General features: G+C 54.5%; 7 protein-coding genes. 5 read left to right on the top strand and 2 right to left on the bottom strand.

Annotation, left to right across the window (positions count from 1 at the left end; translation table 11 throughout):
* Window positions 1-17: 17 nt before the first annotated feature.
* Window positions 18-401, top strand: a complete 384-nt coding sequence (gene rplL, locus CSTAT_RS02285; protein ID WP_006823198.1) for a 50S ribosomal protein L7/L12 — start codon at window positions 18-20, stop codon at window positions 399-401.
* A 94-nt stretch (window positions 402-495) separates the two neighbouring features.
* Here the strand turns inward: rplL and CSTAT_RS02290 are convergent, their stop codons facing one another.
* The gene (locus tag CSTAT_RS02290; RefSeq protein WP_075722341.1) at window positions 496-1,071 is read right to left on the bottom strand and encodes a TetR/AcrR family transcriptional regulator; all 576 of its coding nucleotides are present in this window, start codon (window positions 1,069-1,071) and stop codon (window positions 496-498) included.
* A gap of 131 nt (window positions 1,072-1,202) precedes the next feature.
* Between CSTAT_RS02290 and CSTAT_RS02295 the strand changes: the two genes are divergently transcribed.
* Both CSTAT_RS02295 and CSTAT_RS02300 read left to right on the top strand, forming a co-directional pair.
* Window positions 1,203-1,589: a DUF1304 domain-containing protein gene (locus CSTAT_RS02295; protein ID WP_075722342.1), complete on the top strand. Its 387-nt coding sequence runs from the start codon at window positions 1,203-1,205 to the stop codon at window positions 1,587-1,589.
* 44 nt (window positions 1,590-1,633) lie between these two features.
* Window positions 1,634-2,644 (top strand): NADP-dependent oxidoreductase, encoded by a 1,011-nt coding sequence (locus CSTAT_RS02300; protein ID WP_075722343.1) that lies wholly within the window; start codon window positions 1,634-1,636, stop codon window positions 2,642-2,644.
* Here the strand turns inward: CSTAT_RS02300 and pgfA are convergent.
* Complete coding sequence (pgfA, locus tag CSTAT_RS02305) at window positions 2,641-3,597, bottom strand: cell envelope lipid trafficking protein PgfA (protein WP_066792413.1); 957 nt, start codon at window positions 3,595-3,597, stop codon at window positions 2,641-2,643. The two genes, CSTAT_RS02300 and pgfA, sit on opposite strands and share 4 nt — an antisense overlap.
* A 505-nt stretch (window positions 3,598-4,102) precedes the next feature.
* Between pgfA and rpoB the strand changes: the two genes are divergently transcribed.
* Entirely contained in the window at window positions 4,103-7,597 is a 3,495-nt protein-coding gene (gene rpoB / locus CSTAT_RS02310) for a DNA-directed RNA polymerase subunit beta (RefSeq protein WP_075722344.1), read from the top strand.
* A gap of 110 nt (window positions 7,598-7,707) precedes the next feature.
* Window positions 7,708-11,703, top strand: a complete 3,996-nt coding sequence (locus tag CSTAT_RS02315; RefSeq protein ID WP_066792415.1) for a DNA-directed RNA polymerase subunit beta' — start codon at window positions 7,708-7,710, stop codon at window positions 11,701-11,703.
* The last annotated feature ends 103 nt before the right edge of the window (window positions 11,704-11,806 follow it).

Raw genomic sequence — 11,806 nt, forward strand, 5'->3', positions numbered from 1 at the left:
AAGAAAGGATGCCTACCATGGCTAAGCTCACCAAGGACGAGCTCATTGAAGCGTTCAAGGAAATGACCCTCATCGAGCTCTCTGAGTTCGTTAAGGAATTCGAAGAGGTCTTCGACGTAACCGCTGCTGCTCCTGTAGCTGCTGTTGCTGCTGCACCAGGTGCAGAGGCTGCTGCTGAGGAAGAGAAGGACGAGTTCGACGTTGTCCTGACCGACGCTGGCGCAAAGAAGATCGGCGTTATTAAGGCTGTTCGCGAAATCGTTTCCGGCCTGGGCCTGAAGGAAGCTAAGGAGCTCGTTGAGGGCGCACCTAAGGCTATCCTCGAAGCTGCAAGCAAGGACGACGCTGAAGCTGCTAAGGCTAAGCTGGAAGAAGCTGGCGCTTCCGTCGAGCTCAAGTAATTTTGAGCTTAATTGCACATTCCCCCTAGGTGACTGTTGGTTTATTCCAGCAGTACCCAGGGGGAATTTCCCGTTTTAGGGGTTAGCTTCACGTCTAACCTTGGCCTGTGAGGAGTTCGTGGGCTGTGCCAAGCGTGTCGATTGCGAGCGTGGTATCAACCCGTACGAGTGTAAACGCGCTAATAATAAGGCCCGTGATGGCATCAACTAAACGGGTTTGTTCAGCGCCACCTAGTTCGGGGCGGGCGGCGCCGACACCCCGGGCGATAGCGCCGCGTAGTTCGTCGAGATAGTCGGTGATGACGCGGCAGATTTGTTCATCTTGCGCCAATCCAGAGCCCGAAGCATTCACTAAAAGACAGCCCGGGGCGTGATCGAGAGCTTCGAAGGCGTGGCCCAAGCCTGTTATGTAGTCGGTTAAAGCAGTGGGGGAGACTGCATCGACAAGCAAAGGGCGAAGACGGGGCCGAACAACTTCCTCGAGGTAGTTATCCACGGCGGCATCGAAAAGCCCGCGTTTGGAGCCGAAAGTGTTGTAGATGCTGGAACGGTTAAGCCCCGTTGCCTTTTCCAAAGCTGGAAGCGCGGTCTCGGCGTAGCCATCGCGCAAAAACACATCACGTGCGGCCTTGATAGCTGCTTGTTTATCGAATGCTGCAGTGCGTGACATGCATGCTCCCTTGCGCTTTACTTGCTGGTATTGACCAGCAGACTAGCTGAACTGACCGTTTCAGTATATATTTGAACCGTTCAGTTCAAAAAGCGACGTCTTGATTGCCACACTCACAGAAAGTCACCGCCATGGCTATTGCAGGCCTAGTACTCACCGGGGTTGCGGCCCTTATTCACGTCTATATCTTCTATCTTGAGTCACTTGCTTGGACAAGCAAACGTGCTCGTGCCACATTTGGCACCTCCGTTGAAGAGACCCAGAGCACGAAAGAACTAGCCTTCAATCAAGGTTTTTACAACCTCTTTCTGGCGCTCTCGGTAGCTGCTGGTTTGTTCTTTTGGGGTTTTGGCAATCACACCGTTGGTTCGACACTGATTTTCGTCGGTGCTGGGTCTATGGTTGCCGCTTCTGTTGTTCTGTTCATTTTTAGCGCTGATAAGCGTCCTGCCGCGTTGAAACAAGGATTAATTCCCGCGCTCGGCATCCTCTTTTTGGCGCTTGGCCTAGCCATTTAGCAGCATCACAACACTATTTTCTAAAGTTTAGGAAGTACATCTACATGTCCAATTCCACAAGCACACAAATTCAGTTGGTTAATCGCCCAACCGGTTGGCCTACCCACGATGATTTCCGCACTGCAACCATTGAATATGGCGACTTAGAACCTGGCCAGGTGCGCGTGCGCAATGAGTATGTGTCGGTTGATCCGTATATGCGCGGGCGCATGAATGACACCCGCAGCTATGTAGCTCCCTTCGCATTGGGGGAGACCATTACCGGCGGGGCTGTTGGCCGCGTGATTGAATCTGAATCTGATGCCTTGCCAGTGGGCACCCCTGTTCTGCACCAGCATGGCTGGAGCGATGTTATCCAGGCTGATGCGGAAACCTTCCGCCCCGTGCCAGATATTGAAGGCCTACCTCTATCAGTACACCTGCATATTTTGGGAATGACTGGTTTGACTGCATATGTAGGCTTGACCGCGATTGCAGGCATGAAAGAAGGTGATACTGTCTTTGTCTCCGGTGCTGCTGGCGCCGTGGGTACCGCGGTTGGCCAAATTGCCAAGCAGCTGGGCGCGAGCCGAGTTATCGGTTCTGCTGGTTCGGCCGAAAAAGTCGCTCTGCTGACGCAGAAGTACGGATATGACGAGGCCTTTAATTACAAGGAAGGCAATGTCCGCGAACAGCTTCCTGTCTCCGCACCCGACGGTGTCGATGTCTACTTCGACAATGTCGGCGGTGACCACTTAGAAGCTGCTTTAGATGCCATGAATGATGGCGGTCGTATCGCGCTATGTGGAGCTATCTCAGGCTATAACACCACCGACCGCACGCCAGGGCCTGACAATATGGCAAATATCATCACCCGTGGCTTGAAGCTGGAAGGCTTTACTTTGGCGAACTACCTGCATCACGCTCCGGCATTCCGGGAGAAGATGACCAAGTGGTTCGCTGAAGGCAAGATTGCCTATGACGAGACCGTAGTCGACGGCATTGAAAATACCGTCGACGCATTTCTGGATATGATGCGCGGGGCAAATACCGGCAAAATGTTGGTGCGAATTTAGTTCTTACGCCGCGGCCAGAAGGTGCCAAAAGCGCCCAGGGCAATGAGTACACCGCCGCCAATCAACAGGCCAAGACGAACGTTGTGCGCGGTGGCTTCGCGCGGTACCTTCCCTGCCTGGGCGAGCATCGCCGAGCGGTCTTCGTCTGAGCTCGCTGCTTGAAGTACTAGCGCATCGTGGTCAGCGTTGCCTTCGCGGTCGGCGTAGTAGTCATGGATGTCGACATCGAGGCCAACCAAGAGGCCGGTTTCTTGATCGACGTAGAGATCACGCGTGCCAGAGTGGAAGAGGTAGCCGGCCTCGGTGCCGCCGTCTTCGGTTTCTAAAGTCGTGGTGTTGAAAGCGCCAGCGTAGAGCGTGGCTACATTTTCAGGTGCGATGTCCTGGTGATAGCGGTATACCGTGCGGCCATCGATATCGAGTTCTTCTTCAAAGACTGCGTCGCGGGCAGCTCGCAACGTCGGGTCGAATGCAGGATAGGTGGTCTTTTCCGCATTTGACGGGAACTTAAACCAATAGCCTTCCACGGCAGATGTCGCCATAGGCGAGGCCAGTTGATAGCTGATATCTGCCTCACTGGTGGCCTCACCAGTGACGCGATCAATGGAATAATTCCAAATCTGGGCTTGTACCAGGTTGGAAATCGCGTCGTCCTCGGCGTGGCCACGCAAAGTCGATTCACCAATGCTTACTGTCGCATTATTGGCATCTGCCGGTTCCTGAAGATCCACATGCATCTGATAGGTCACAGGCCCTGTGTACTCATCGGTGCCGTCTTCACTAAATTCTACAGCCGCGCCATCCTCGTCGGTCAGCGTGTACGTTGCGCCAGATAAGTCGAGGGGTAAACGGGCGCTAGCGTGAAGAAACTGCGGAGCGATAATGCCTGCAACCAGCAGTGCAGCGCCGAGACCTAGCAGCACAATGGAGATAACTCGAGACTTTGGCAGCATGGGTATGTAGTCTACCTTCCGCGTGGACAAAGCCGACGCGCGCGGGGCGCATTTTTAATAATCTCTACAATGCGTGGTAGATTGCCGCGGTAGGACACCCCATGCAATGTGGTACTAGTTCGCGCACGTTTGATTTATTCCTCCGTGAGCCCAAGCTCATTTTCCGCTGGGCGCAAGACCGCAGGCTGATCAAGCCTTGTCTGTGGTTGGGAATCCGCGCAGCGCATGCACTACAATGATCCGGAGTAGCACATGCATTAGTCGGTGTTAAATAAAAAAGTCAAGTCTGACTTTACATGGGGGCAAAGTTGGACTAGGCTATTTCTTTGCGCTGGAATCCGGATCTTCAGTGCGCATTTAGCCTTGGCGAGCAGCGATGGTAAAGCTGATTTGACAGGGTGATTTTGTGCTATCTGAACCCGACTATTCCACAGCAGACCGAATGCTAAATCTACCAGCGGTTTTCGTTCCTCAAGGTGGTTCTTGAGAGGACGTTCCGCGTGAGGTGCTGGAAGGACCCATCTTGGCAGTCTCCCGCCAGACCAAGTCAGTGGCCAATATCCCTGGAGCCCCGAAGCGTTATTCGTTCGCTAAAATCAGCGAGCCAATTGCGGTTCCCGGCCTCCTTGATCTACAACTTGAATCCTTTGCATGGCTCATCGGCACGCCTGAATGGCGTGAGCGTCAGCAGGAAGAACGTGGTCAAGACCATGTCTCCTCTGGCCTCGAAGATATCTTGGCAGAGTTGTCTCCAATTCAGGACTACTCCGGCAACATGTCTTTGTCGCTGTCTGAGCCACGCTTTGAGCCGGTGAAAAACACCGTCGATGAGTGCAAGGAAAAGGACATCAACTACTCTGCACCGCTGTATGTCACCGCAGAGTTCATCAACAACGACACCCAAGAAATTAAGTCCCAGACTGTTTTCATTGGGGACTTCCCAATGATGACCGATGAAGGCACCTTCATTGTCAACGGCACCGAGCGTGTTGTTGTTTCTCAGCTGGTACGTTCCCCTGGTGTCTACTTTGACCAGACTATTGATAAGTCCACGGAGCGTCCTTTGCACGCCGTGAAGGTCATCCCATCCCGCGGTGCATGGCTCGAATTCGACGTGGACAAGCGCGACACCGTTGGTGTGCGTATTGACCGTAAGCGTCGTCAGCCAGTCACCGTCTTGCTGAAGGCATTGGGCTGGACCGAAGAACAGATCCGCGAACGCTTCGGCTTCTCCGAGTTGATGATGTCGACTCTGGAGTCTGATGGTATTGCTAACACCGACGAAGCTTTGCTGGAGATCTACCGCAAGCAGCGCCCAGGTGAGCAGCCTACTCGCGATCTTGCACAGTCCTTGCTGGACAACTCCTTCTTCCGCGCAAAGCGCTACGATCTCGCACGCGTTGGCCGCTACAAGGTCAACCGCAAGCTGGGTCTTGGTGGCGATCATGAGGGTCTGATGACCCTGACCGAAGAAGACATTGCAGTCACGTTGGAGTACTTGGTTCGTCTGCACACCGGTGAGCGTGAGATGAAGGCACCTAACGGTGACATCATTCCAATTAACACCGATGACATCGACCACTTTGGTAACCGTCGTCTGCGCACCGTTGGCGAGCTGATCCAAAACCAGGTTCGCGTTGGTCTGTCCCGCATGGAGCGTGTTGTGCGTGAGCGCATGACCACGCAGGATGCTGAGTCGATCACTCCTACCTCGTTGATCAACGTTCGTCCGGTATCGGCAGCTATTCGTGAATTCTTCGGTACTTCACAGCTGTCGCAGTTTATGGATCAGAACAACTCGCTGTCGGGTCTGACCCACAAGCGTCGTTTGTCTGCGCTGGGCCCGGGTGGTCTGTCCCGTGAGCGCGCTGGCATTGAGGTTCGAGACGTTCACCCATCTCACTACGGCCGTATGTGCCCAATTGAGACTCCCGAAGGCCCGAACATTGGTCTGATCGGTTCTTTGGCTTCTTATGCTCGCGTGAATGCCTTCGGCTTCATCGAAACTCCTTACCGCAAGGTGGAAAACGGTCGCGTCACCGATGAGGTTCACTACCTCACCGCTGATGAAGAAGACCGTTACGCTATCGGCCAGGCAGAAGTTGAGCAGGACGCTGACGGCAACATCATTGATGACCGTATTGAGGTTCGCCTCAAGGACGGCGATATCGGCGTGACCGATGCCAATGGTGTTGACTTCGTTGACGTTTCACCTCGTCAGATGGTCTCTGTTGGTACCGCCATGATTCCTTTCTTGGAGCACGACGATGCTAACCGTGCACTGATGGGTGCGAACATGCAGAAGCAGGCTGTTCCACTGGTTCGTGCCGAGGCACCTTATGTTGGTACCGGTATGGAGCTGCGTGCTGCATACGATGCTGGCGATATGGTCATCACTCCAAAGGCGGGCGTTGTTGAAAACGTGAACGCTGATCTCATCACCATCATGGATGATGAAGGCATTCGCGATACCTACATGCTGCGCAAGTTTGAGCGCACCAACCAGGGCACCAACTACAACCAGACGCCTTTGGTTAACATGGGCGACCGCGTTGAGGCTGGCCAGGTTCTGGCCGATGGTCCTGGTACCCACAATGGCGAAATGTCCTTGGGTCGTAACCTGCTCGTGGCATTTATGCCATGGGAAGGCCACAACTACGAGGACGCAATTATCTTGAGCCAGCGCGTTGTGGAAGAGGATATCCTGACCTCTATCCACATCGAAGAGCACGAGATTGACGCTCGCGATACCAAGTTGGGTGCAGAAGAGATCACCCGTGAGATTCCAAACGTGTCCGAAGATGTTCTTCGTGACTTGGATGACCGCGGCATCATCCGCGTCGGTGCCGATGTTCGCCCTGGCGACATCCTCGTCGGTAAGGTCACCCCAAAGGGTGAAACCGAGCTGACCCCAGAAGAGCGTCTTCTGCGCGCAATCTTCGGTGAGAAGGCTCGTGAAGTTCGCGACACCTCCATGAAAGTTCCACACGGTGAAACCGGCAAGGTCATTGGCGTTGCTCGTTTCTCCCGCGACGAAGATGATGATTTGGCACCTGGCGTCAATGAAATGATCCGCGTCTACGTGGCTCAGAAGCGTAAGATCCAGGACGGCGATAAGCTCGCTGGCCGCCACGGCAACAAGGGTGTTGTCGGTAAGGTTCTGCCACCAGAGGACATGCCATTTATGGCAGACGGTACCCCTGTTGACGTCCTGCTTAACACCCACGGTGTTCCACGTCGTATGAACATTGGTCAGGTTCTGGAGCTGCACTTGGGCTGGCTGGCACACACCGGCTGGAAGGTTGACACCGAGGATCCAAAGAACGCTGAGTTGCTCAAGACTTTGCCGCAGGAGCTTTACGATGTTCCAGCGGATTCCTTGACCGCAACCCCAGTGTTCGATGGTGCTACCAACGAAGAGATTTCTCGTCTGCTGGCGTCTTCGAAGCCTAACCGCGATGGCGACGTCATGATTGACGAAGACGGCAAGACCGTACTCTTTGATGGTCGTTCAGGTGAGCCGTACCAGTACCCAATTTCGGTTGGTTACATGTACATGCTGAAGCTGCACCACCTCATTGATGAGAAGATTCACGCCCGTTCCACTGGTCCTTACTCCATGATTACCCAGCAGCCTCTGGGCGGTAAGGCACAGTTCGGTGGACAGCGCTTTGGTGAGATGGAGGTGTGGGCAATGCAGGCTTACGGCGCTGCCTACACCCTGCAGGAACTGTTGACCATCAAGTCCGATGACGTTGTTGGCCGCGTGAAGGTCTACGAGGCAATTGTTAAGGGCGACAACATTCCGGATCCAGGTATTCCTGAGTCCTTCAAGGTGTTGCTCAAGGAGCTGCAGTCCCTGTGTCTGAACGTGGAAGTTCTTTCCGCAGACGGCACCCCAATGGAACTTTCCGGCTCTGATGATGACGATATGGAATCTGGTTCTTCCATGGGCATTAACTTGTCCCGTGATGAGGGCTCTTCCGCAGATATCGCTTAACTAGTGCTATGCGTTCTCGGTGTGAAAGCACCGGGAACGGACGAAACGTTATTAAGAACTAAAAGCCAATCAACTTCCTCCGTCTTAGGAGGATGAAAGGGAGACGTTACGTGTTCGACGTAAATCTCTTCGACGAGCTTCGTATTGGACTGGCCACCGCCGACGACATTCGCCGTTGGTCTAAGGGCGAGGTTAAGAAGCCTGAGACCATTAACTACCGCACCTTGAAGCCAGAAAAGGACGGCCTTTTCTGTGAGCGTATCTTCGGCCCTACCCGTGACTGGGAGTGCCAGTGTGGTAAGTACAAGCGTGTCCGCTACAAGGGCATCATTTGTGAGCGCTGTGGCGTTGAGGTCACCAAGTCCAAGGTTCGTCGTGAACGCATGGGCCACATTGAGCTTGCTGCTCCAGTGACCCACATCTGGTACTTCAAGGGTGTCCCATCCCGTTTGGGCTACCTGTTGGACCTGGCTCCAAAGGACCTGGAGCGCATCATCTACTTCGCAGCTAACATCATCACCTCTGTTGATGACGAGGCTCGCCACAACGACCTGTCGACTCTTGAGGGCGAAATGCTCTTGGAGAAGAAGGACGTAGAAGATGACGTCAATGCTGAAATTGCAGAGCGTGCATCCAAGCTGGAAGACGACCTGGCTGCTCTAGAAGCAGAAGGCGCTAAGGCTGATGCTCGCCGCAAGGTTCAGAATGCTGCTGATAAGGAAATGCAGCACATTCGTGAACGCGGTGAGCGCGAAGTTGCACGCCTCGACGAAATCTGGAACACCTTCAACAAGCTGGCTCCAAAGCAGATGATCATTGATGAGACCATCTACGAAGAGCTGGTTGACCGCTACGAAGATTACTTCACGGGCGGCATGGGTGCAGAAGCTATTCAGACCCTGATCCGCAACTTCGACCTCGATGCAGAGGCGGAGGAACTGCGTGATGTCATCAACAATGGCAAGGGTCAGAAGAAAATGCGCGCGCTGAAGCGTTTGAAGGTTGTCGCAGCATTCCAGCGTTCGGGCAACGATCCAGCTGGCATGGTTTTGGATGCGATCCCAGTGATCCCACCAGAGCTGCGCCCAATGGTTCAGCTTGACGGTGGCCGTTTCGCGACCTCCGACTTGAATGACCTGTACCGTCGCGTTATCAACCGCAACAACCGTCTGAAGCGCATGATCGATCTCGGCGCGCCTGAGATCATCGTGAATAACGAGAAGCGCATGCTGCAGGAATCTGTTGACGCGCTGTTCGACAACGGTCGTCGTGGCCGCCCAGTTGCTGGCCCAGGTAGCCGTCCACTGAAGTCCTTGAGCGACTTGCTCAAGGGTAAGCAGGGTCGTTTCCGTCAGAACCTGCTGGGTAAGCGTGTTGACTACTCCGGTCGTTCGGTAATTATTGTTGGTCCTCAGCTGAAGCTGCACGAGTGTGGTCTTCCAAAGCTGATGGCACTGGAGCTGTTCAAGCCATTCGTTATGAAACGTCTGGTTGAAAACGACTATGCGCAGAACATTAAGTCTGCAAAGCGCATGGTTGAGCGTCAGCGTCCAGAGGTATGGGACGTTCTGGAAGAAGCTATTTCCGAGCACCCAGTACTTCTGAACCGTGCACCAACCCTGCACCGTCTTGGTATCCAGGCATTCGAGCCAAAGCTGGTTGAAGGTAAGGCTATTCAGCTGCACCCACTGGCTTGTGAAGCTTTCAACGCCGACTTCGACGGCGACCAAATGGCAGTCCACCTACCACTGTCCGCAGAAGCACAGGCTGAAGCTCGCGTGCTGATGTTGTCCTCGAACAATATTTTGTCCCCAGCATCCGGTAAGCCACTGGCTATGCCACGTCTGGACATGGTTACCGGTTTGTACTTCCTCACCATGAACAAGGGCGAGGATGAAATCGGTGGCAATGGCCGCTACGCACCAGCTGATGATAATGGCCCAGCGCAGGGCGTGTACTCGTCCTACGCTGAAGCGATCATGGCTTATGACCGTGGCGTACTTGGTCTGCAGGCACCGATCAAGGTTCGTATTGATCACCTGCGTCCAACCGAAGCAATTGAGGCAGCGCAGTTCCCAGATGGCTGGACCAAGGGCGAATCCTGGATGGCTGAGACCACCCTGGGACGCATCATGTTCAATGAGCTCCTGCCATGGAACTACCCCTACCTTGAAGGTGTAATGGTCCGTAAGGGCGGCTCCAAGGACATTGTCCTGCTTGGTGACGTCATTAACGACCTGGCAATCAAGTACCCAATGATCACCGTTGCACAGGTACTGGACAAGATGAAGGATGCCGGTTTCTACTGGGCAACCCGTTCTTGTGTCACCATTACCATGCACGACGTTCTGGTTCTTCCAAATAAGACCGACATGCTTGAGTCTTACGAGAAGGAAGCAGAACGCATCGAGCGCAAGTACTGGGATCAGGGTGCGCTGACTGAGCGTGAGCGCTACGACCGTCTGGTTGAGCTGTGGAAGAATGCAACCGACTCCGTGGGTAACGCGGTTGAGGCACTGTACCCAGATGACAACCCAATTCCGATGATCGTTAAGTCTGGTGCAGCAGGTAACATGCGTCAGATCTGGACCCTGGCCGGCATGAAGGGCATGGTTGTGAACTCCAAGGGTGACTACATCACCCGTCCGATTAAGACCTCCTTCCGTGAAGGTCTGTCGGTTCTGGAGTACTTCAACAACTCCCACGGTTCCCGTAAGGGTCTGGCGGATACCGCTCTGCGTACCGCTGACTCGGGCTACCTGACCCGTCGTCTGGTTGACGTTGCGCAGGATGTCATCGTTCGCGAAGACGACTGTGGCACCCGTCAGGGCGTTCGCGTCCCAATCGGTGAGGAAATTGCAGAAGGCACCTACGCTGTTCACGAGCTGTGGGAGACCTCAGCATCTGGCCGCGTTGTTGCAACCGACGTCAAGGATGCTGAAGGCAACGTTGTTGCTGAAGCTGGCTCGGACCTGACTGAGGAACTGACGGAGAAGCTGGTTAACGCTGGCATCACCGAAGTTAAGGTACGTTCCGTACTGACTTGTCAGACGCCAGCTGGTGTTTGTGCGAAGTGCTACGGCAAGTCCATGGCTTCTGGCAACTTGGTTGATATCGGCGAAGCCGTCGGTATTGTTGCTGCTCAGTCCATTGGTGAGCCTGGTACCCAGCTGACCATGCGTACCTTCCACCAGGGTGGTGTCGGTGGCGATATTACCGGTGGTCTGCCACGTGTTCAGGAACTGTTTGAGGCACGTAACCCGAAGAACCGTGCACCAATTGCATCCGTCGACGGCACGATCTCTTTGTCCGATGAAGGTAACTTCTGGACTTTGACGATTACCCCAGATGACGGCTCGGATAACGTGGTCTACGAGAAGCTGTCGAAGCGTCAGGGCCTGGCTCAGGTTCGTCGTCCGATGGAATCCAACCCGAACGCAATGATCGAGCGCTCCCTGCGCGACGGTGACCACGTCACCACCGGTCTGCGTCTGATGCGCGGTGCTGCTGACCCACACGACGTGCTTGAGGTTCTCGGCCGCCGTGGTGTGGAAAAGCACCTCATCGACGAGGTTCAGGCTGTTTACCGCGCCCAGGGTGTAGCCATCCACGACAAGCACATCGAGATCATCATCCGTCAGATGCTGCGTCGCGGTACCGTTATCGATGCTGGTAACACCGATCTGCTGCCAGGTACTCTGGTTGACCTTTCTGAGGCTCGCCAGATCAATGCTGGTATGCAGGCAGAGGGCAAGGAACCAGCTCAGCTGCGTTCTGAGATTATGGGTATTACCAAGGCTTCCTTGGCTACCGAGTCTTGGCTGTCTGCGGCGTCCTTCCAGGAGACCACCCGCGTGCTTACCGATGCCGCTATCAACAAGCGCTCCGATAAGCTCATCGGCCTGAAGGAGAACGTCATCATTGGTAAGCTGATCCCAGCTGGTACTGGTATCTCGCGTTACCGCAACATCTCCGTCAAGCCAACCGAGGCAGCACGCAATGCGGCTTACTCGATTCCGACTTACGGCGATTCCATCTACGGTGACGACGGCTTCGGTGAATTCACCGGCGCTTCCGTCCCACTGGATGAGGACTTCACCTTCTAGTCCAACTCCCGTGTTCAACGGCTTCAGCTGTTTAACACCGCAGCGCCCGCGCTACTGATTGATTTTCGGTAGCGCGGGCGCTGCTTTGTTATTTGCGCAGGTT

The organism is Corynebacterium stationis, assembly GCF_001941345.1.
In the GTDB taxonomy this organism is placed as follows: Bacteria; Actinomycetota; Actinomycetes; order Mycobacteriales; family Mycobacteriaceae; genus Corynebacterium; species Corynebacterium stationis.

Coding starts and splice junctions, on each gene's coding strand:
- CSTAT_RS02295 (WP_075722342.1), top strand. CDS start 1,203: ATGGCTATTGCAGGCCTAGTACTCACCGGGGTTGCGGCCCTTATTCAC.
- CSTAT_RS02300 (WP_075722343.1), top strand. CDS start 1,634: ATGTCCAATTCCACAAGCACACAAATTCAGTTGGTTAATCGCCCAACC.
- pgfA (WP_066792413.1), bottom strand. CDS start 3,597: ATGCTGCCAAAGTCTCGAGTTATCTCCATTGTGCTGCTAGGTCTCGGC.
- CSTAT_RS02290 (WP_075722341.1), bottom strand. CDS start 1,071: ATGTCACGCACTGCAGCATTCGATAAACAAGCAGCTATCAAGGCCGCA.
- rplL (WP_006823198.1), top strand. CDS start 18: ATGGCTAAGCTCACCAAGGACGAGCTCATTGAAGCGTTCAAGGAAATG.